Origin of the sequence: Nostoc sp. (assembly GCF_036916655.1) — a bacterium.
In the GTDB taxonomy this organism is placed as follows: Bacteria; Cyanobacteriota; Cyanobacteriia; order Cyanobacteriales; family Nostocaceae; genus Nostoc.
The window spans coordinates 59652-81786 of sequence record NZ_JBALFY010000037.1; the positions used below are offsets into that span (position 1 = coordinate 59652).

Here is a 22135-nt window from a genome sequence, read left to right on the forward strand (position 1 = left end):
AATTCAGGACTCAGAATTCAGTATTCAGAAGAACACTTGACGAATGAATATACCAATCATAACTAAACTCCTTATCAATTCTGACTTCTGACTCCTGGGTGCTGAATTCTTTTTAGTCCTTTCTAGCATAAAAGCCAAGCGATCGCTTTGAACAGCATTGAGTATACCGTTCGCCACCTTCGCTTGACTAAATTGAGCATTCAATTCTGCATGAGTAGTATAATTGTACCACCCATTTCAGAAATAGAAAAAATTATTGGCAAAAATTAAGTCTTGACGTGAACCGGAAAAATACCCAAGGCGATCAACCTGGCTGGAAGGTCGCGCAAGATGGGTAAGCGCAAAAACGCAGGTGGTACAAAGGTGCGATTGGATGTGAGAACTGGGGCAAATACCTGCTTTTGGATAAAAGTTTGAAACGCCTGAATGATGCGTGTGGGTAACTCGCGTTGACGTTGTACTTTTGCTAGGTCGCTAAGTTGTACTTGTTGTTGTTTGAGTGGTTTGCTAAGTGCATTCGCTGCAACGACAGCATCTTGAATGGCGTAGTTAATCCCAACTCCACCAACGGGGGACATTATATGAGCAGCATCACCGATGAGTAGCAGCCCTGGACGATACCAGCGTTTGACGCGGCTGGACTCCACTGAGAGAAAAGCTACTTGTGACCAATCATGTAAATTTTGAATGCGTTGCTGGAATTCTGGCACTACTTCCACAAAGGATTTTTTTAATTCCTCCAAACCGGCAGCCCGTAATTGTTGATAGCCTCCCTTGGGGATGACATAAGCAAGTTGCCACTCATCACCACGGTCAAGCATAGCGATGATATTACCTTGACCAAAGCGCCCTATCCCCCCCTCTGAGTCTTCTGGCTGACGCGGTAGGCGAAACCAGAGAACATCCATTAGTGGTGAGGTTTCGATGGACTCAAACTCACCCAGGTGGCGTAAACGTGAGTGGCGACCGTCTGCACCTACTGTCAGTATTGCCCGGATTTCATGCCAGCCACCACCTCCCCGATAGCGGACACCTTGAATTACGCCATTTTCGGCAATTAATTCCTGTACATTCGCACCCATCACCAGATGGAAATTAGGATATTTTTGTGCTTCTTGGGTGATAAACTCCAGGAATTTTACCTGGGGAAGCATTGTAATGTAGGGGTAGCGGGTTTTCAGATGACTAAAATCTGCGAATGTGACAGTATCTTGAGGAGTTTGAATACTAATTTGGCGCATTTTGGTATGGGGGAGTTGCAGCAAGCGATCGCTAAGTCCCAATTCCTCCATAATTTGCATTACTGATGGATGAATCGTATCGCCACGAAAGTCGCGATCGAAGTCTTTATGTGCTTCCAGCAGCATCACAGAAATGCCTTGACGCGCTAACAACAGTGCTAATACTGCTCCTGCTGGCCCCCCACCCACAATGCAACAATCTGTGGTTTGTACGTCTACAATGTCATGGATAGGATTAATACTTGGGTCTTGGGAAAGATTTTTAGGTACATCGGTAGTCATAACAACACCTCTTGATAGCCCTAAAATTTAGGGTAGTTTGCTTTTGATCGTGTAAGCTGTTTTTTTAACTTTTCGTATTTACCCTGAACGTGTATTATGATGGGCGCTAAACTTTCATTTGTCCCTTTTTCAAGCTAAGGGACTTCCAAATAAAAAAACATCCCAAATTTTCTTGTGGGATGGGTGTCCTCACCCGTCCCATATTCAGGGCGGGCAAGATGCCCACCCCAAAAGATAGATAATTTATTTTTTGGAAGTCCCTAATGCCCAATGCCCCATGCCCAATGCCCAATGACAATAATTAACAGTTGTGTCCCAAGTTATTTTAGAAAACGTTTATAAAAGTTTTTCCTCCCGTAAAGGGGAAAGTGTTAACTCACAAACCCAATCTCCCCTCACAACTGATGCAGCGCAAGATCGTGCGGGAAGTGTCAACGTCTTGCGGCGGATTAACCTAACGATCGCAGATGGCGAGTTTATGGTGCTGGTGGGCCCTTCTGGTTGTGGTAAAAGCACCCTACTGCGGTTAATAGCCGGCTTAGAAGTGATGACTGGCGGTAATATCTGGATAGGCGATCGCTTGATCAATGACTTACCACCCAAGGAACGCGACATCGCAATGGTGTTTCAAAATTACGCCCTCTATCCGCACATGACGGTGTATGATAACATCGCCTTTGGGTTACGGCGTAGGGGAAGCAGGGGAGCAGAGGAGCAGAGGAGCAGAGGAGAAAATACTCCTTATCTTCGGACGTGGGCGGAAAATCTTTTTGTGGGGGCGACCAAAAAGTTACCTAAAGGATTGCGCTACACTTCTGACAAAGAACGGGCGGTAGATGTACAGGTGCGTAGTGTTGCTCAATTGTTGCAAATCGAAACATTGTTGAATCGTTTACCCAAACAGCTATCTGGGGGACAAAGACAACGGGTTGCATTGGGACGAGCGATCGCCCGTGACCCCCAAGTATTCTTAATGGATGAGCCGCTTTCTAACTTAGATGCCAAGCTACGGGCGGAAACCCGCGCCCAAATTGTGAAATTGCAGCGCCAGTTGGGGACAACGACGATTTACGTTACCCATGACCAAACCGAAGCGATGACAATGGGCGATCGCATTGCGATTATGTCTGAGGGTAAAATTCAACAAGTTGCTTCTCCGCTAGAACTCTACAACCGTCCTGCTAATCTTTTTGTCGCAGAGTTCATTGGTTCACCACCGATGAATTTTATTCCTGTAGAATTTCATGCCCCGCAGTTGATTACTCATCCCCAGTTGCGTTTCACCCTCCCCGAAGTCTGGGGAAAAGCTTTACAAAAATATGATGGGAAAACTCTAATTTTAGGCATTCGCCCAGAACATTTGAACTTGAGTATGCCTGCTACTAAAAATTTACCTGTACAAGTAGATTTGGTAGAAAATCTCGGCAACGATTCCTTTCTCGCTGTTAAGATTGCCGAACCAGGATCTCAACCTGCCACTACAGCCATTTCCCTACAAGTGCGAATCCCACCAGACCGATTTGTACAACCTGGTGAGCAACTTTGGTTATCTCTAACTCCAGAGAAAATTCACTTTTTTGATCCAGAAAGCGAGTTAGCGATATTTCCTTAAGTATAAGTCACTACGATTCACTTAAGGATAATTGTAGCGACTGTCTTGATTGTCAAGTGCGATCGCCTAATGTTGTAGCGATCCGTTAAAAGTCAAGCCATTACTTTGTTTGTGCAAATTTATAAAAGCTTAATAATTCTCTTTCTATTCCATGAAACATATTTTTACTCTTATTAAAAAATAAGGTGATTTTGACATTTAGCTTTTTACTCCTTGCCACAATTATTGGCATTTGGCGATATCTTCGTTAAAACTGCTGTCCCAAAGTTTTTTCACATCAACTTTTGTGGGAATTACACCCGCTTGAAAAAAGGTATCAGCAACCTTTTGCTGAGAAGCAATAGCTTCGTCAGAAACAGGAAGTAATTCTTGATGACGCTGTTGTTGTCCTTGCTTGGCATCCTGATAAACTATGCCTTGATCAACATCAATGGTAGTTGCGTAATTCTTCGACCATTGCTTAAGATTAGATTCCCGCCAAGTTTGGGATTTTTGCAAACGACAGAGAAAATCAGCGATCGCAACCTTCTTTTGGGGATCAGCGATTGCATTGGGTGAAGCAATAATCACAAAGTTACCACTCAAAATATCTTTTGCAGATTCCAGCACCCGCGCCCCTTCTTTTTCGGCTTGGGGGATGGAATAACCGTAGGTAGCCCAAGCATCAAGCTGTCCTTTACGAAAAGCCGAAAGTCCATCAGGTATCGATAAAGGAATTGCATTGATATCCTTCATTGTCAGCCCAACTTTTTCTAACATCTTAATCAGGAAGTAGTGGGCAGTTGTGGCTTTGACATAACCCACTTTTTTACCTTTGAGGTCAGCGATCGCTTTGGCAGTCGAGTCCTTGGGTACGAGTACAACTTGACCAAGTGTCGGCCCTTTGAGAGTGGCAATAATTTTTACAGATGCTTTCGACTCAATCGCAAAAATCGGCGGAATTTCACTAGCAGATCCCAAGTCAATCGCACCAGCATTAATTGACTGTACCATCAAATTACCCCCAGTAAACTCAGTAAATTGAGTTTGATAAGGGAAATTATCTAGTCCAGCTAACTTTAAATTTAAGTCCCAGCCACCTTTATATTTAGCAACATGCAATTGAGTTGTATTCGATACTGCGATTTGGGATGGACTAGGATTAGCAGCGATCGTTGCCGGACTGGTAGACTTAACCTCTGAGCAAGCTGTTGTTACTACTAACAAGCAACCCAGAAAGAAGAAAAAATTCTGCTGCAAATTGGTAGACACGTTATTTGTGGGTATACTTTTGTCATCTTTACTACCTAACATTTTAGGAGTTTAAGCAGCTATATCTATGATAATAACGATTATACTACACTAAATTGATTGATTTACCGTAGTATTTAGAAAGAATATACTACCTTTTGATAGGCTGTTCAAATCTAATCAATATTTCTTTATCTTTGACTATGAAAATTTAGTGCAGGTATTTTTATGTGAATCTACACTCAAGTAGTGAGAAAATCAACTGTAAAAAGACGATAGACAAAACTGGAGGAAAAATAGGCAACGCAAACGGAGCGATAATAGTAACTATCACCGCTCGAACGCAAGAAAATATTAGTTTTTAAGAGTTGGTTATTCTGCCTTTATGAATAACTTGTAGAAGTGCTAAAAGATAGTGGAGATGCTACCAGTAAATGCGGATGGTGATGTTGCCAAAACCTTAAAATCTGTTCGCCAACCTGTTGAGGATAAAAGTAGTGAAAAAAATGATATCCTTGAGAGCATTCCCAGAGCTTATCTTCTGGTTTTAACCAATTAGACCAGTCATGCAATGCAGATGGGTTGATTACCGGATCGCTCTTGCTACCACATACCATCATTGGCATAGAAACTCCACCTTTGGGTAAATAAACCAACTTAAACAAAGAGTGTGATGATGGAGATTGTTCTAAATCTTTATCTAAGGCGGCGACTAATTTCTTAGTAGTATGAGGTGGTTGATTTCCAAAAAGACTGCGAACGCTGCTTGCCAAAACCAACTCACGGCTGATGTTAAAAAGTTGTCGTTGAAAGTAATAGTGAGCTTGCCAATTGTTTGCAGGTTGAGCCGCTACAGCCAGCAGAGTTAGCGATCGCACTTTTTCGGGAAATCGCCGCGCAAAGGTTAAGGCGATCGCACCACCCATAGCATGACCGGCTAAATGTACGGGGCGATCGCGCCATTCTAAAAATTCATATAGCAACTCCACAGCTTGATCTATGGAACTAGCTTCATCTTTAGTTTGCTGGTATTCCCACTGAGCGACACTTGTATACCCAGATAAATATTCAAGTAATGGTTTATCAAAACGCTGCAAAGCCGGACTAGCACTTAACCATAAAACATCAAATAGATCGGACATATAATACCTATAAATTCTAAATTATCAATTTCAATAAAGGCGCACAGCTAGCTGTGCGCCTTTATTAGACTACAAACCAAATTCTGTCTTTAACTGAGCAACCCAAGTTTTAATTCGCTCGTCTGTTAACTCAGATTGACTACCTTGATCGAGTGCCAATCCGACAAACTTGCCATTTCTCAAAGCTCTAGAATTCTCAAAGTCATATCCCTCAGTTGGCCAGTAACCAACAGTTTTACCGCCTCGTTGGGAAATTTTTTCTTCTAGAATTCCAATTGCATCCTGGAAGTTATCACTATAGCCATATTGGTCTCCATCACCAAAATAGGCAACCAGCTTACCCTTAAAATCTATTTCATCGAGATCGGAGAAAAAGCCTTCCCAATCGCTTTGAAGTTGACCAATATCCCAAGTGGGAGAGCCAATAATCAGCAAGTCATACTCATCAAAACTGGTAGTATCTGCCTCGTAAATGGGATGTAATGTTACAACATCACCACCAAACTCATCCCGAATTTTTTCAGCATCAGATTCAGTGTTACCAGTTTGAGTACCGTAAAACAAACCAATTTTTTTCGACATATTGTCACCTGATAAATAAATAGTTGTGCATTCCAAAGGGCTTGTGTAATAATAGCCACTAGTTCTGTACGTAAATATCACATAATTTGATGCAACTTAGGTTGCTTAATCCAGCCTTCCCTGTTTACCAAGACATCGACTCCAGTATTTGAACATAGCGTTATCTCCATCAGAAAGTTTGCAAATAGCTGAAATACACGAGCATCTTAATGAGTATCTATCTCAATAAAGCTGAAGTTATACTACCAGATTTATTGAGATTATTTTTCATTTAATGTGAGTTAACTTTTGTTAAGTATTTCAGAAACTAAACTGAAAGCTAGACTAGGCAACAAGAATTCTTGTACCTTAATTGGTTAGAAGCCTCGTGTCGACTCTAATAGAAGTAGTGAGATGAACACCCTAACAAAAAGAGTTTCTCATATACTGGAGTTTAGGCTAAAAGCGATACAAGACTTGAATCTGGAAGAATTATGTGGTATTTTGCTCGGACTAAATAAAAGTACGATAAACCGATAAAGTTATCGTACTTTTATATTAAGAGTGAATAACGCACTCTGCAAGAAGATAATTTAAATTAAACGGAAATCGCCCCTTATGGCAAAAGACTGATAATTTCGCATCTCTTGACTTAACCGAACAGTATTGAGAGATGCCCACCCAACAGTTGCGATCGCAGTATACTCAGAGAGCTTTTTTACAACCTGTTAGACTTTTCAAACAGCCTGTTAGGAGTGTCAAAGAAAAGCTTGGCTCAATAACTCACGGTGCATTAATGCCCTATCTACTAAAGATTTTATTTGCTCTGATGATAATGGCTCGCCATTAGCATAATGCTCCATCCAAGCTAGACTAATAAAATTAGGGTCATCTGGTAAACTGGCTAAATCCCACCCAGGCATTTCCAAATCTTCCATGAGACGATTTATCTTGGGGTCATAACTGAGAGCAAAGCAACGACAACCTTCGGCTGCTGCCATAATTAAGCTGTGCAGACGCATCCCAATTGCCATCTCGACACCGCGAAATACACCTTTTAAAAGTTGTGGATCTTCTAGACATAAAATCTGGCTGACATCTTTAAGATGTGGTTTAATGGCTTCGGCAATACTTAAATCTTCACTTTTTTGAAATGGCAGTAATAAAATAAAAGCCTGTGTGGCTTTTTGAAAGTCAACCAAAGCGCGAGTTAAATTGGCTAGACGTGTTTCTGTAAGTTGGGGATGCGATCGCAACGTTACCGCAACTCTCGGCGCAGGTAAATCCCAAAGTCCTGGTACTGGTTGCGATTCCAACGCCCAAACCGGGTCAGGAGCTATAATACAGGGAATTTGCCAATCAGATAATAAAGCCGCACTGGCGCGATCGCGGACACTAATTTTGGTACACTTACTAAAGTTCTGCCGTGCCAGCCAACGAGTTTGCGGACGCACTAACGGGCCGATACCCTGCGCCCAAGCAACAGTTTTCAAACCCATTTTTTGCGCCAATGCCATCAGTCCCCCATAATAAAATGGGCTGATAGTACTAGTAACATCTTGAATGAGACTCCCGCCGCCCCAAATCAAGGCATCACAAGAGCGTAAAGCTTGCAATACAGGTAAAGGAGCCATACGATCGTAGGTTTCTACATTGTAGCGATCGCGCGTTTCCTCTGGATTTCCCGAAAGCACCACAGGCGTTACATGAGATGGTAACATTTGCAAAAGCGTTGCCAATAAAGCTTCGTCACCACCATTCCCTTTACCGTAATACCCAGACAATAATGCCCGCATCTTGACCATTTTAGATTTTGGATTTTAGATTAATAGCTTTTTTTATACAGAATATCTGTCGTTTATAGCGTTTCCCAACAAGCGTGGGCAATTCATGTAGCCGAAGGCTTCACGCTGGGAACATTAGCGAAACGGGCGGTTATAAACCGCGTCTACACAAACAATATTCATTACCCAGTCGTACAGAATTCATACTGAATTCTGACCGGAGGCGGAGCGTCTCCGGCTCCGCTCCTGAATTCTGAATTCTTCTTATAGAAACAACTCCCAACACCTAACTTTCTTATGCACGTGCTATCGATTCCTACCTGGATTATTCACATTTCTAGCGTTATTGAGTGGATTGTCGCCATTTGGTTAATCTGGACTTACGGCGAACTGACTAATAACCGAAATTGGTGGGGATTATCTCTTGCTATGTTACCAGCTTTAGTCAGCGCCATGTGTGCCTGTACCTGGCATTATTTCGACAACGCCGAATCTCTGGAATGGATGGTAACGCTTCAAGCTACCATGACTTTAGTTGGTAATTTTACGCTTTGGGCAGCGGCGTATTTGATTTGGCGTTCTACCAAATCTGCTAACACTATTGAACCAAACCCTATTAAATCAGAGTAATGATTTCTAAAGAAACCCTGTTTGCACTTTCACTGTTTCCCTATTTGGGTTTCTTGTGGTTTATCAGCCGCAGTCCACAAATGCCGCGTTTAGCGCTATATGGATTTTATGGCACTCTCGTTTTTGTTGCCATCACCATCCCGGCAGGAATTTATGCCCAATTGCATTATGGCGAGTCTTTAGCCAATGTAGATTGGTTACATGGTGGTGCAGAACTATTTTTGACCCTTTCTAATATCTTGCTGGTGCTAGGTTTTGGGCAAGCTGTAAGGCAATTAAAAATGAATAATGAAAAATAGTAAGAGACTTCCAACAAATAAATTATCCAATCTTGTGAGGTGGACATCTTGTCCGCCCAAGGCTTAGGGCGTTTGTATCGCCTACCCTACAAGAAGTAGGTGAGTATTTTTTTATTTGTCAGTCCTAAATTCAGCTATAGCTAGCGGTTTGATTGCATTAAGTTATAAGGAAAAGGTAAATGGACGTAATTCCAGCGATTGATTTACTAGAAGGTCACTGTGTACGACTGTATCAGGGAGACTACGATCGCTCGCAAGTTTTTAGCGAAAATCCTGCTGATGTTGCCAAACAGTGGGTAGATGAAGGTGCTAACAGACTGCATATAGTTGATCTAGATGGTGCTAAAGCAGGTAAAGTAGTAAATTTGAAGGCAATTGAAGCGATCGCTCATGCGGTGTCAGTGCCGATTGAAATTGGTGGAGGATTGCGCGATCGCACCAGCGTACAACAAATATTCAATCTAGGTATTCAGTGGGCAATTCTCGGCACTATCGCCGTAGAACAACCCCAACTAGTGCAAGAACTCTGTCAAGAATTCCCCGAACAGATTATCATCGGTATTGATGCTCGTAACGGACGCGTAGCAACTCGCGGTTGGTTAGAAACCTCAGAAGTTTTAGCAACTCAATTGGCTGTACAAATGCAAGAATTGGGTGCAGCCGCCATAATTTACACAGATATTCACCGAGACGGTACACTCACAGGCCCCAATTTAGAAGCTTTGCGAGAACTTGCAGCAGCAATTTCCATCCCGATAATTGCCTCTGGTGGAGTCAGTTCTCTCACCGATTTATTGAGTTTGTTGGCATTAGAACCTCAAGGCGTAAGTGGTGTGATTGTCGGACGTGCCTTGTATACTGGGGATATTTTACTCAAAGAAGCATTACGAGCGATCGGGCCTGGCCGGATTCAGGATATTCCACCGAATCTAGGTTTTTCTAGCTTTGCTTGACGATGCCATCCCTGAAGTATGGAGGATGAAATGGTTGTAACACTGCAACTACGCCAAATCGACGTTCAACCAGGGCAGTGCTTGACATTGCGCGAGATCAGTTGGGCAGAATTTGAAGCAATTCTAGAAGAACTTGGAGACCATCGCGCTGCACGAGTTGCTTACTATCAAGGAGTGTTAGAGATTCGGATGCCTTCGCCAGAACATGAAGTTAACAAAGAATTAATCGGCGATATGGTTAAAATCCTCCTTGATGAGTTAGAACTTGATTGGGAACCTTACGGCTCGACAACATTTAAGCGAACGCTTATGGCAGCAGGTGTAGAACCAGATACCTGTTTTTATATCCAAAATGCCCGCCAAATGATCGGTAAGCGACGGTTAGATTTGTCAGTTGATCCACCGCCAGATTTAGCAATTGAAATCGATGTTACTTCAAAGACCCAACTTAGTGCTTATGTGGCGTTGGGTGTACCCGAACTTTGGTGTTACGGAGGTGGCAAGTTGCAAGTATTTGTCTTAAATCAAAAAGAGTATATTGAGGTTGAAACTAGTCCCATTTTTGGGAATTTGCCTGTGATTGAGGGAATATTGCAGTTTTTACAATCCAGCCTGACAGAAGGATCTAGTACAGCGCGACGAGCATTTAGGCTGTGGGTACGTCAAGCGTTAGGGACTGACAAATAAAAAAATACTCAATTACTTCTTGTGGGGTGGACATCTTGTCCGCCCAAAGCTTAGGGCGCTCGTGTCGCTCATCCCACAAGATTGGATAATTTATTTGTTGGAAGTCCATTAGCGCAATAATATCGAGTTCAGCGATGTTTTTGGGAACTCTAAATACTGAGGTCTCAAAAATTAAGTCCTATGGTCAGCATTCCCGGTTATCACGTTAGCAAAGAACTATACAACGGTTCTCGAACCTTAGTTTATCGCGCTAATCGAGAGACTGACCAAAAATCTGTGGTGATTAAGCTGATGAAAACTGCTTATCCCAGCTTCAGCGAATTGGTACACTTTCGCAACCAGTTCACCATTGCCAAAAATCTGAATCTACCTGGAATCATCCAAACCTACAGCCTGGAACCCTATCAGAATGGCTATGCGTTGGTGATGGAAGACTTTGGCGGAGTTTCCTTGAAGGAATGGGGAGTACAGAGTGGAGAGTGGGGACTGGGGGGAAGTGTAGAATCTCTGATGGAGTTTTTACAAATCGCGATCGCTCTTTGTGATGCCTTAGATATTCTAATTCGTAATCGGATCATTCACAAAGATATTAAACCCGCCAATATTTTAATTAATCCCGAAACAAAAGAAGTTAAGTTAATTGACTTTAGTATTGCATCTCTGCTACCACGAGAAACTCAAATATTGATGAGTCTTAATGTGTTAGAAGGAACATTGGGCTATTTGTCCCCAGAGCAAACTGGACGGATGAATCGAGGGATTGACTACCGGACTGATTTTTATTCTTTGGGTGTAACTTTTTACGAACTATTATCAGGGCAATTACCATTTCAATCACAAGATCCGATGGAATTGGTACATTGTCATATTGCCAAACTTCCGCCACTTTTAGGGGAGAGGAAAGAGATTCCACAAGTGTTGTCAGACATTGTGATGAAACTGATGGCGAAAAATGCCGAAGACCGCTATCAGAGTGCATTTGGCCTGAAATATGATTTAGAAAATTGTTTGGTTCAACTGAAGGAGACGGGGAAGATTGTAAGTTTCCCAATTGCTCAACGGGATGTGTGCGATCGCTTTATTATCCCAGAAAAACTCTATGGTCGCGAGGATGAAGTTGAAATTCTGCTTAAAGCCTTTGACCGCGTTACCAATAATCAGACGGAATTAATGCTGGTGGCTGGTTTTTCTGGTATTGGTAAAACGGCAATTGTTAACGAAGTTCACAAACCCATTGTCCGGCAACGGGGCTACTTCGTCAAAGGCAAATTTGACCAATTTAATCGGAATATTCCCTTCTTTGCTTTTGTGCAAGCATTTCGAGACTTAATGGGGCAATTGCTAAGTGAAAGTGATGCTCATTTGTCAACTTGGAAAAATAAAATTTTACAAGTGCTGGGCGATCAAGGGCAAGTCATTCTTGAGGTAATTCCCGAACTAGAACAAATTATTGGTCAACAACCGCCTGCAACGGAACTTTCAGGAAGCGCAGCCCAGAATCGGTTTAATTTATTATTACAAAGATTTCTTCAAGTATTTACTACTAAAGAACATCCCCTAGTGATTTTTTTAGATGATATGCAGTGGGCAGATTCAGCTTCACTGAAGTTAATCCAGGTACTAATGAATGACTCAAAGTCAGGATATTTATTATTAATTGGAGCTTATCGTGATAATGAAGTTTCTGCTGCTCATCCATTGATGTTAACATTAGATGAAATTGCCAAAACTAATGCTAAAATTAATAAAATTATATTAGATACGCTGAGTCAAGCATGTTTAAATCAGTTAATTGCTGACACTTTAAATTGCTCACCAAAGACTACAGAAATATTAACACAATTAGTATATCAGAAAACTAAAGGCAATCCATTCTTTAGTACACAATTTTTCAAATCACTGCACCAAGATAAACTAATTAAATTTGATTTAGATAGCGGAAGCTGGCAGTTTAATATTACCCAGTTGAAGGCGTTAGCCCTGACAGATGATGTGGTTGATTTTATGGTGCTACAGTTGCAAAAATTGCCAGAATCAACGCAGGATGTTTTAAAATTAGCAGCTTGTATTGGGAACCAATTTGATTTAGCAACATTGGCAATTGTTTCTGAAAAATCTGAAACCGAAACAGCAACATATCTCTGGAAAGCATTACAAGAGGGATTAATTCTGCCCCAAAGTGAAGTTTACAAATTTTATGTCGGGCGAGAAACACAGGATTTAGTAGAAAATTCCCTAACTGTAAACTATAAATTTTTACACGATCGCGTTCAACAAGCGGCTTATGCTTTAATCCCAGATGCAGACAAACAATCTATCCATCTGCAAATTGGTCAACTGCTATTAAGCAAAATCTCCATTAAAAAGCAAGAAGAGAGAATTTTTGAGATTGTTAATCAGTTGAATATTGGTGTAAAGCTAATCACTCGACAATCCGATCGAGATCAATTAGCGCAGTTAAATTTGCTGGCTGGGCAAAAAGCTAAACTATCAACGGCTTATGCTAATACAATAGAGTATATCAGTTGTGGCATTCAGCTATTGAGAACAGATAGCTGGCAACAACAATATTCACTCACATTAGCCCTGCATGAAGAAGCTGCTTCGGCAGCCTACCTTATGGGTGAATTTGACCAGGTAGAAGAGTTTGTCAAGCAAGTTCAACAACATGCTAAAGTCTTACTAGATCGGGTTAAATCGATTGAAATCCAAATCCAATCTTATTTAGCCCAGAGTCGTTTTGAGGATTCGATTCAGACTGCGATCGCACTGTTAAATCTCTTAGGTGTTAAACTATCTCCTCAAGTAAATCAAACGCAAACATTACTTAATTTAGCTCAAACAAAATTACGATTTTTAGGTAAATCTCCTTTAAAATTGATTGATTTACCTAACATGACAGGAGGCAAACAACTAGCAGCAATCCGAATTTTAGCTAGTACGAATTCAACAGCTTATATTGCTCGTCCAGATTTACTGCCACCAATAATTTTGAGCGAAGTCAATTTATCGATGCAGTACGGCAATGCGGCAGCATCGGCCTTTGGCTATGCTTGGTATGGATTGATTGAGTGTGGCATTCTGGGAAATATTGAGACAGGTTATAAATTTGGGCAATTAGCATTACAAGTTCTCGAAAAATTCCATAGTAAAGAATTAAAATCTAGAACTTTCTTCATTGTTCAAACATTTATTAATCACTGGCATCAAGCACTTCAAGATACAATTGCACCCTTAACCGAAGCCTATCAAGTGGGGTTAGAAACAGGAGATATTGAATATGCTGCTTGGGCTAGCTATAGCTGTAGTTTTCATGGATATTTGATGGGGCAGGAATTAGCTGAGTTAGAAAAACAGATGGGTGATTATGCTGAGGTTTACAACAATTTTAGACAAGAAAAACCTCAGATATATATTAATTCATTTCGTCAAGCCATCTTAAATTTATTGGGACAGTCTACTAATTCCAGCTACTTATCAGATGTCGTTTATGATGCTCAAACTATTCGCCCATTACAACAACAAACAGGCGATCGCACCGGATTAAGCTTTAGCTATGCCAATGAACTAATACTTTGCTACCTGTTTGAAAATTATACCGGAGCATCTGAGGCGGCAATTAATGCCATAACCTATTTAGATGGGGTAACATCGGCGGCAATTGTACCAATAGTTTATTTTTATGAGGCGCTAACTCAACTGCATCTCTACCCTACAGCAAAGGCGACTGAGCAAAAACAGATTCTTAAAAAAGTAAAATCTCATCAGAAAAAACTGAAAAAATGGGCGCATCATGCCCCCATGAATCATCAACACAAATTTTACTTAGTCGAGGCAGAACGGCATCGAATTTTGCTGCAAAATCATAAAGCAATGGAATTATACGATCGTGCCATAACTCTAGCTAAAGAAAACAAATATGTCCAAGAAGAAGCCTTAAGTAATGAACTAGCTGCTAAGTTTTACCTCCACTGGGGCCAAGAAAAAATCGCTCAAGTTTATATGCAGGAAGCTTATTATTGCTATGCCCGTTGGGGTGCTAAAGCCAAAACCGAGGACTTAGAAAAACGCTATCCTCAACTCCTTGTTCCCGTTTTACAAGGGCAACTAAATCGCTTGCAACTGAGTTCAACCATCGATACATCATCGTTCACACATCAAACTATTCACACAAATCTTTCTAGCAGCAGTATTTCTGAAACCCTCGATTTATCTACCATCTTCAAAGCCTCACAAGCTCTTTCCAGTGAAATTAAATTAGAGCAAGTACTCACTACTCTATTGCAAGTGATCATGGAAAATGCCGGGGCACAAAAAGCTATTCTGCTTGTACTCCAACAAGACAGCTTGGTGGTTGAAGCTGTAGCTAATATCGATGAAGGAGTCACCCTACTATCTGTACCATTATCAATCAACGAAGGCATTCCGATTACATTAGTAAACTATGTCAAACACAGCTTAAAAACTGTTGTGCTGGATGATGCAACAGCACAAACTGATTTTATTGCCGATCCATATTTTATGCAGCAACAACCTAAGAGTGTCTTGTGTACGCCGATATTAAACCAGGGTAAAATCATCGGGTTGCTATATCTAGAAAATCCGCTAACAATTGGTGTATTTACTCCCGATCGCACCGAAGTGATCCAACTGCTATGCACCCAAGCCGCCATTTCTCTAGAAAATGCCCGTCTTTATCAAGAATCCCAGAATTATTCCCATCAACTAGAGCGATCGCTACAAGAACTTGAGCGCACCCAATTACAAATGGTGCAAAATGAAAAAATGGCAACCTTGGGCAATTTAGTTGCTGGAGTAGCACATGAAATTAATAATCCTATTGGATTTCTCGAAGGTAGCCTCGATAATGCCGAAGAGTATACTCAAGACTTACTCACCCATATCCAATTATTTAAACAATATCATCCCACTCCAGCGATCGCAGTTATTAAGCATAGCGAAAAAATTGACCTAGAATTCTTGATTGAAGACTTACCAAAGCTAGTAAGTTCCATGAAGGTGGCTTCAGAACGGATTAAAGACATTAGTACCAGTCTGCGTACCTTCTCTAGAGCCGATACAGCCGAAAAAGTTGCTTGTAATCTCCATGAAGGCATTGAGAGTACTCTGTTAATTTTGAAGTATCGCCTCAAAGCTAATGAAAAACGTCCTGCGATCAAAGTTGTCACCGAATACGGTAATTTACCACCCGTCAAGTGCTTTTTGGGACAGCTAAATCAAGTATTCATGAATATCATTGCCAATGCCATTGATGCCTTAGATACATCCATTGAGGGGTATTCTTATGCCCAAGTGCGAGATGAATATCAGCAAATACTGATTCACACCGAAGTATCCAATAACAACACGGTAATAATTCGCATTAGAGATAACGGTCAGGGGATGCCAGAGGAGATTAGAGCGCAGATATTTAACCACCTGTTTACAACTAAAGAGGTTGGTAAAGGGACAGGATTAGGATTAGCGATCGCTCGTCAAATCGTCGAGGAAATCCATAATGGACAGTTGAGTTGCAATTCTGTGCTTGGTGAAGGAACAGAATTTGTCATAGAGATTCCAGTGTAAATCCAATACTGTTCGGTTAAGACAAGAGATGCGATGAATCGCTGTCTCTACAATAATCAATCTTTTGTCTTGACGGCGATTTATCGGGTCTTTAATAATAGACATCTCTTTCTACGCAGATAGAACATATTAATCTAGCCCCACTCCCCATAACGTGCAATACACTATTCTGGTAAATATCGCTACAGAATTGGTGAGGTTTGCAGATGACAAACGAAGAACTGTTGCAAATTATAGAAAAAGCTGCCAGGGAAAAGGAAACGGTGCTAAACCTCAATAACAATCAACTTAGCAGCCTACCGCCAGAAATCAGCCAACTCTCCAACTTGATATGGCTATCCCTCAAAAACAATCAACTCAGCAGCCTTTCGCCAGAAATCAGCCAACTCTCAAACTTGACTTTCCTAAACCTCCATAACAATCAACTCAACAGCCTGCCGCCAGAAATCGGCCAACTCTCAAACTTGACAACCCTATACCTCTCTAACAATCAACTCAGCAGCCTGCCGACAGAAATCGGCCAACTCTCAAACTTGACTAAGCTACTCCTTGATAACAATCAACTCAGCAGTCTGATGCCAGAAATCAGGCAACTCTCCAATTTGACATGGCTATCCCTCGATAACAATCAACTCAGCAGCCTGCCGCCAGAAGTCTGCCAACTCTCAAACTTGACAACGCTATACCTTCATAACAATCAAATCAGTAGCCTGCCGTCAGAAATCTGCCAACTCTCCAACTTGACTGAGCTATCCCTCGATAACAATCAACTCAGCAACCTGCCGCCAGAAATCTGCCAACTCTTAAACTTGACATGGCTATACCTCGATAACAATCAACTCAGCAGTCTATCGCCAGAAATCTGCCAACTCTCCAACTTGACAAGGCTATTCGTGAATAACAATCCACAATTAAGCTCGCCACCGCCTGAAATTGTCAAGCAGGGAACGCAGGCAATTTTGACCTATCTCCGAGCTAGGTTAGAAGGTAAACAATAATATCTTCCTAAGCTGCTAGTACTTGGTGAAGGGGGTGTAGGTAAAACATCCTTATTAAATGGTTCGTAACAGCACTATTGCAGGGATTATAAAGGTATATTTAACTAGAATTAAGGTATTATAGCGATTATTGTTTGGATACCATAAGCGGTAGGGGTTTACAGAAATGTGCCTCTACAAGGGACACGCGAGTTGAGCTATAAGTTAATATCTACCGTTTTACGGGTATTAGAAAAATGAGGTTTAAAGACTGGGCGACTAGGGTGCTACTAATCTCGCTGATGTTCATGGCTTTAGTTGTAGTGCTGATAATTGGACGAGCGACAAAATTACACAATAATCCGACAACATCCCATATATCCAATCCACCGGTTATGGCTTTCAGTCAATATCCGCAGGTGCAATTCCAATCAGCGAAAGAACCAGAGAAGAAATCTCAACGTGTTCTCAAGTCCCCAGTCAAGATTAACAAGCCTGTAGCAAGGTATGTAACCACTCAAGCTTTTGCACGCTACAGACCTAGTTATCAAGTTGCTTCCGTTGACCCCAGTAACTATGGAGAACGTTACACCAAAGATGTGAACGGCGTTCCTCTCCACAACCAACCAATTATCGTCCTTCATGAAACTGGTTATTCTGCTTCCAGTGCGATTAATTTCTTTCAAGTAGCCCATAACGATGAAGGTGTGCAAGCAAGTTACCACGCCTTAGTCAAGTTAGATGGAACGGTGGTTTATCTAGTACCACCAGAAAAACGGGCTTTTGGTGCAGCTCACTCTGTCTTTGAGACTCCAGAGGGAGTGGAAACTGTGCAGACTAATCCGACTTTGCCGGCATCAGTGAATAATTTTGCTTATCACGTTTCTTTAGAAACACCTCCAGATAGTTATGACAGTAGCAGCCAACAAACCCATAGCGGCTACACAGAAGCTCAATATCATTCTCTTGCTTGGTTAATTGCTCAAAGTCAAGTTCCAGACCATCGCATTACTACCCACCGTTTAGTAGACCGTTCTGGTAAAAAAGTTGACCCCATAAATTTTGATGGGAATAAATTTCTGAACTTACTTAATACTTATCGTCAGGTTAGACCAATTTATCGAGTCAGCCAATAATTCAGAGTTTATGCAAAATTAGGAAGAAACGAACCGTATACTCCGATGGAGAAGCAAGTTACGCGCAGCGTCTTACGCACTGTACAAATGCGTCGTGATGTGAATTACCTAAAATAGGAAGTTTTCAGGCTTTTCTTACAGCTACTTTCAGGTAAATAGACCACGCGGTAGGGGCACAGCAAAGCTCATCGGTTTCAACTTCAGCCAAAAATAGCGTACTCATTGGGTGTTGTTCACCCGTCATCCCACCAGCCCGCCAGGGAATATAATTCCCTGACTAATAGCGCAAGTCTACTGAAGTAGACTAGGGATTTTTGGCAATATTTTAGTCATCTTCAGATGACTTTAGCTATGAGACAGGGATTTACAATCCCTGGCGGACGTGCGGTTTGATGTTAAGTTGACACCAATAAGCAATGCTGTGCCCTTACGAAAGATATGGTTAAAAACCTTACTCATATTTGGCATTTCTTGTCAATGCGTAAGTCCTAAAATATTGAAAATTTTGGGAATAAACAAATTTATTGGCTCTGAAACCCAGATAGCAGGGGAAATGAGCGAATTTTTCTCCCCTACTCCCTGCCTCTTTAGTCAAATCAATATCCCCGCGAACAAATTCATAACGCATCCCTCAAAGGAGAGAGATAGCAGCCTAAACCCTGTTGTAAAATAGACATATAAGGATTCGGGGGGCCATTTGACTGGTCATAAACGCCTATAGAAACTATTTTTGGAAATCTCCAAGGTCTGAAGTCCAGCCAGCTGAAGCAACTACAGCGGTTGTACCACCAGCGCATACCAGGCGATCGCATCACCACGCCTGAGTTTTCCCAGCGTATGGCAGCAATTAGCACAGAAGTCAATCAGCCTGTGTGTGCCTACATCAACCGTCGCGGACAAGTGATTCGCGTCGGGGTCGGCACGCCGCGCCAAACGCAAATACCACCGATGGAATTGCCCCGTTACGGTGCAGAACGACTCAGTGGTATTCGTTGTATTGCCACCCATCTCAAGCCAGAACCGCCCAACGAAGCGGCGCTCACGGCTATGGCACTACAACGCTTAGATGCCCTAGTCGTCCTAAATATTACCGGAACCGGATTTACACGGCGGGGAGGCGGTGCGACTGGGTATGTGAAAGAAGCTTATCTAGCTCATCTGACACACCAAGACTCTCGCACCCTGATTACTAGTCCTGCTGCATTGAAGGTAGGGGAAAGCCAAATTCAATCCCCAAGTTGGAGTATATCGCCACCTTTGGATTTGGATGATCTGGCAGACCAAGATTTAGTAGACTTGGTGGAAAATCTGGAAGCAGAATTCCAGCGGGAATTTATCGCCCAGGAAGTAGATGCTGTCCACGATCGCGTGCTGATTGTGGGGCTGATGACCAGTGAGATGACTCCCCTACAATTCCAGGACAACCTATTGGAATTGGCACGTTTAGTTGATACTGCTGGCGGAGATGTATTACAAACAATACAACAAAAGCGATCGCGCATTCATCCCCAAACCGTAGTTGGCGAAGGTAAAGTACAAGAAATTGCCCTAACAGCCCAAACACTAGGGGTTAATCTCGTCGTCTTTGACCGCGACCTCTCACCCTCCCAAGTCCGCAACTTAGAAATGCAAATTGGTATCCGGGTGGTCGATCGTACCGAAGTAATTTTAGATATCTTTGCCCAACGCGCCCAATCTCGTGCCGGTAAGTTGCAAGTAGAACTAGCACAGTTAGAATACATGCAGCCGCGACTGGCTGGTAGAGGTCGCACCATGTCCCGATTGGGTGGTGGTATTGGGACTCGTGGCCCTGGTGAAACCAAACTGGAAACTGAACGCCGTGCCATTGGCCAGCGTATTTCCCGGCTGCAAAAAGAAGTAACTCAGTTACAGGCACATCGTTCGCGGTTACGACAGCGACGGCAGCATCAAGAAGTTCCCTCGGTAGCTTTGGTGGGATATACCAACGCTGGTAAATCTACTTTGCTGAATGCTCTCACTAACGCAGAAGTTTATACAGCCGACCAGCTATTTGCCACTCTCGATCCTACTACCCGCCGCCTGGTAATTCCTCATGGCGAAACAGATGAACATCAGGAAATTCTCATTACAGATACAGTAGGGTTCATACACGAACTGCCTGCATCTTTAATGGATGCCTTCCGCGCCACCTTGGAGGAAGTCACAGAAGCCGATGCCCTACTACATTTAGTAGATTTGTCTCACCCCGCCTGGTTGCGTCATATTCGCTCAGTTAGGGAAATCCTGGCGCAAATGCCAATAACTCCTGGCCCGGCGCTGGTTGTTTTTAACAAGATCGATCAAGCCGATAGTGAGACACTAGCTTTAGCTAGAGAAGAGTTTCCACTCGCGGTGTTTATTTCTGCGAGTCAGCGTTTGGGATTAGAAACCCTACGTCATCGCCTTGCCCAGTTGATTCAATATGCAGTTGACTGTGGTTAAAACTTGAGTAGCGAATTCAGTGTCAGTATTTTATATATTAGTGTCATAAATTTTTAACTTTGGGGAAGGCGATTTCGCCTTCCCCTTTTCATTTAATCTTCATAAAATCTCGTATGATGTCTAGAAAATCATTAGCTTTTCTCGTGAAACGAATTAACAATCTTCCAGATAAATCGATTGATTAAGAAAAAATACTGAGAAATAGAAGCTTAACCAATCAAGCTGATTGTGTGTAGTTTAAAATCCAAAAAAAAAACTTAAGTTTAAATACTTAAAATATTCAATCTATTTGTTAAAAATATATTGCATATCCCAATTTAAAATTTTAGTTAACCTTGATTTATAAGGTAGACAAGCAATAATTTCTTATGCCAATTTATACATGAGGTATTTTCATGAAAAAGTTATTTTGGGATATCTTAAATATCTTAAATAGAAAGCAAAGGAGTTTAAAAGAAATGTCTCAAAGATATTCCAAGAAAATAGTAGGTTATGCAGCCTACTGTATATCAGCATTAGCTGTAGTGACAGTTTCGCAGATGTCTAGAGCAGATGCAGCATCTTTGAGTTTTTCAGCCACAGGTACTAACCCAATATCAGGTGGAAGCAGTAATGCTCTTTCAGCAACAGCTGTCTTTGATAATTCAGTAGCAGGTCAGTTGAAATTGACCCTGACTAATACAGGCCCAGGTGCCTCAGTTCCTACAGATATTCTGACAGGACTCTTCTGGGATTATGCTGGCTCTCCCTTAAGCAACTTAACGTTATCTTCAGCCAAAGCTACAAGCCTAATTACAAATAATGTAACTAGCACAGGTGATTTCGATCTCACCAAGGTTAATGGAAATAAAGTTGAATGGGGTTTTGCAAAGACTACCGCTAGCAGTGGACTTGGTGGTACTGCTAACGTATCATCTAACCAAGTAACTCAACACTACGGTATTGGTACAGCGGGTTTTGGTATTAATCCAGGTTTTGGTCTTTCAGGTGGACAGCAAATGAATTACGGTATTATCACTGGTTACGATAGTGCAAATCCAGCAGTAAGTGGGGGGACTTTTATTAAGAACTCTGCCACATTTACTTTTACAGGGCTACCTACTAACTTCGATCTAGCAAAGATTAGCAATCTTCGTTTTCAGTATGGTACTGGTTTAGATGAGCCTAGTACTTATTATATTGCTCCGCCACCTCCACCTAAAAAAGTACCTGAGCCTGGTGCAACAGTAGCTCTTGGTTTATTTGCTGTAGGTGCGCTGAGGGTTAGCAAGAAAAAGTCTCTAGTGTCAGCCTAAATAAGAATTTGAGTCCTAATTGAAAGCTGAGTTACGCCTTATAAGCAATTCTCACAATCAAATAAAAGCCACCCTGTTTTAAAAAAAATTGGTATAGAGATAATATTTTAGTCAAGAGTCCAAACTTTATCTCTTGGCTAATTTTTTTTGATATAAATCTAGTTAGAGACCTCCACAAAAAGAAATGCCCAATTGTCATTGCGTTCGCCCCTGGCGTTCCCGAAGGGTATGGAGCGAAGCGAAATGAAGCAACCGCA

At 41.8% G+C, this 22135-nt stretch carries 15 protein-coding genes; 10 read left to right on the forward strand and 5 right to left on the reverse strand.

Annotated elements, in window-relative coordinates; all coding sequences use genetic code 11:
- Positions 1-266 precede the first annotated feature (266 nt).
- Complete coding sequence (locus V7L31_RS10500) at positions 267-1523, reverse strand: FAD-dependent oxidoreductase (protein ID WP_334696165.1); 1257 nt, start codon at positions 1521-1523, stop codon at positions 267-269.
- Between the two features lie 310 nt (positions 1524-1833).
- Here V7L31_RS10500 and V7L31_RS10505 point away from each other — a divergent pair, with 310 nt between their 5' ends.
- Positions 1834-3135 (forward strand): ABC transporter ATP-binding protein, encoded by a 1302-nt coding sequence (locus tag V7L31_RS10505; RefSeq protein ID WP_334696166.1) that lies wholly within the window; start codon positions 1834-1836, stop codon positions 3133-3135.
- Positions 3136-3357: 222 nt separating this feature from the next.
- Here the strand turns inward: V7L31_RS10505 and V7L31_RS10510 are convergent, their stop codons facing one another.
- The 4 genes from V7L31_RS10510 to csaB all read right to left on the reverse strand — a co-directional run bounded on the left by V7L31_RS10510 (position 3358) and on the right by csaB (position 7873).
- Positions 3358-4386 (reverse strand): ABC transporter substrate-binding protein, encoded by a 1029-nt coding sequence (locus tag V7L31_RS10510; protein ID WP_334696167.1) that lies wholly within the window; start codon positions 4384-4386, stop codon positions 3358-3360.
- A gap of 362 nt (positions 4387-4748) precedes the next feature.
- Complete coding sequence (locus tag V7L31_RS10515; protein WP_334696168.1) at positions 4749-5507, reverse strand: alpha/beta fold hydrolase; 759 nt, start codon at positions 5505-5507, stop codon at positions 4749-4751.
- 69 nt (positions 5508-5576) lie between these two features.
- The gene (gene fldA, locus V7L31_RS10520) at positions 5577-6089 is read right to left on the reverse strand and encodes a flavodoxin FldA (RefSeq protein ID WP_334696169.1); all 513 of its coding nucleotides are present in this window, start codon (positions 6087-6089) and stop codon (positions 5577-5579) included.
- Positions 6090-6826: 737 nt separating this feature from the next.
- A complete protein-coding gene (gene csaB / locus V7L31_RS10525; protein WP_334696170.1) occupies positions 6827-7873 on the reverse strand; it encodes a polysaccharide pyruvyl transferase CsaB in 1047 nt (348 codons plus the stop codon).
- 276 nt (positions 7874-8149) lie between these two features.
- Between csaB and V7L31_RS10530 the strand changes: the two genes are divergently transcribed.
- From V7L31_RS10530 to V7L31_RS10570, 9 genes are all read left to right on the forward strand, one after another.
- The gene (locus V7L31_RS10530) at positions 8150-8482 is read left to right on the forward strand and encodes a DUF2499 domain-containing protein (RefSeq protein ID WP_334696171.1); all 333 of its coding nucleotides are present in this window, start codon (positions 8150-8152) and stop codon (positions 8480-8482) included.
- A complete protein-coding gene (locus tag V7L31_RS10535; RefSeq protein WP_179066101.1) occupies positions 8482-8781 on the forward strand; it encodes a DUF3593 domain-containing protein in 300 nt (99 codons plus the stop codon). The genes V7L31_RS10530 and V7L31_RS10535 overlap by 1 nt, the downstream gene beginning before the upstream one ends.
- Positions 8782-8960: 179 nt before the next feature.
- Positions 8961-9734, forward strand: coding sequence for a 1-(5-phosphoribosyl)-5-[(5-phosphoribosylamino)methylideneamino]imidazole-4-carboxamide isomerase (gene hisA, locus V7L31_RS10540; RefSeq protein ID WP_334696172.1), 774 nt, complete (start codon positions 8961-8963; stop codon positions 9732-9734).
- A 30-nt stretch (positions 9735-9764) separates the two neighbouring features.
- Positions 9765-10421 carry a Uma2 family endonuclease gene (locus V7L31_RS10545; RefSeq protein WP_334696173.1) on the forward strand — a complete coding sequence of 219 codons (657 nt, stop codon included), beginning with the start codon at positions 9765-9767 and terminating at the stop codon, positions 10419-10421.
- Between the two features lie 180 nt (positions 10422-10601).
- On the forward strand, positions 10602-16007 hold the full coding sequence (locus V7L31_RS10550) for a trifunctional serine/threonine-protein kinase/ATP-binding protein/sensor histidine kinase (protein WP_334696174.1): 5406 nt from the start codon (positions 10602-10604) through the stop codon (positions 16005-16007).
- A gap of 206 nt (positions 16008-16213) precedes the next feature.
- Positions 16214-17005, forward strand: a complete 792-nt coding sequence (locus V7L31_RS10555) for a leucine-rich repeat domain-containing protein (RefSeq protein ID WP_334696175.1) — start codon at positions 16214-16216, stop codon at positions 17003-17005.
- Between the two features lie 236 nt (positions 17006-17241).
- Entirely contained in the window at positions 17242-18120 is an 879-nt protein-coding gene (locus V7L31_RS10560) for a peptidoglycan recognition protein family protein (protein ID WP_292852289.1), read from the forward strand.
- Positions 18121-18837: 717 nt separating this feature from the next.
- Positions 18838-20583 (forward strand): GTPase HflX, encoded by a 1746-nt coding sequence (gene hflX / locus V7L31_RS10565; RefSeq protein ID WP_334696179.1) that lies wholly within the window; start codon positions 18838-18840, stop codon positions 20581-20583.
- Positions 20584-21041: 458 nt separating this feature from the next.
- Positions 21042-21878, forward strand: coding sequence for an XDD4 family exosortase-dependent surface protein (locus tag V7L31_RS10570; RefSeq protein ID WP_334696176.1), 837 nt, complete (start codon positions 21042-21044; stop codon positions 21876-21878).
- Positions 21879-22135 lie beyond the last annotated feature (257 nt).

Coding starts and splice junctions, on each gene's coding strand:
- V7L31_RS10500 (WP_334696165.1), bottom strand. CDS start 1,523: ATGACTACCGATGTACCTAAAAATCTTTCCCAAGACCCAAGTATTAAT.
- csaB (WP_334696170.1), bottom strand. CDS start 7,873: ATGGTCAAGATGCGGGCATTATTGTCTGGGTATTACGGTAAAGGGAAT.
- V7L31_RS10535 (WP_179066101.1), top strand. CDS start 8,482: ATGATTTCTAAAGAAACCCTGTTTGCACTTTCACTGTTTCCCTATTTG.
- V7L31_RS10555 (WP_334696175.1), top strand. CDS start 16,214: ATGACAAACGAAGAACTGTTGCAAATTATAGAAAAAGCTGCCAGGGAA.
- V7L31_RS10530 (WP_334696171.1), top strand. CDS start 8,150: ATGCACGTGCTATCGATTCCTACCTGGATTATTCACATTTCTAGCGTT.
- fldA (WP_334696169.1), bottom strand. CDS start 6,089: ATGTCGAAAAAAATTGGTTTGTTTTACGGTACTCAAACTGGTAACACT.
- V7L31_RS10515 (WP_334696168.1), bottom strand. CDS start 5,507: ATGTCCGATCTATTTGATGTTTTATGGTTAAGTGCTAGTCCGGCTTTG.
- V7L31_RS10545 (WP_334696173.1), top strand. CDS start 9,765: ATGGTTGTAACACTGCAACTACGCCAAATCGACGTTCAACCAGGGCAG.
- hisA (WP_334696172.1), top strand. CDS start 8,961: ATGGACGTAATTCCAGCGATTGATTTACTAGAAGGTCACTGTGTACGA.
- V7L31_RS10570 (WP_334696176.1), top strand. CDS start 21,042: ATGTCTCAAAGATATTCCAAGAAAATAGTAGGTTATGCAGCCTACTGT.
- V7L31_RS10560 (WP_292852289.1), top strand. CDS start 17,242: ATGAGGTTTAAAGACTGGGCGACTAGGGTGCTACTAATCTCGCTGATG.
- V7L31_RS10550 (WP_334696174.1), top strand. CDS start 10,602: ATGGTCAGCATTCCCGGTTATCACGTTAGCAAAGAACTATACAACGGT.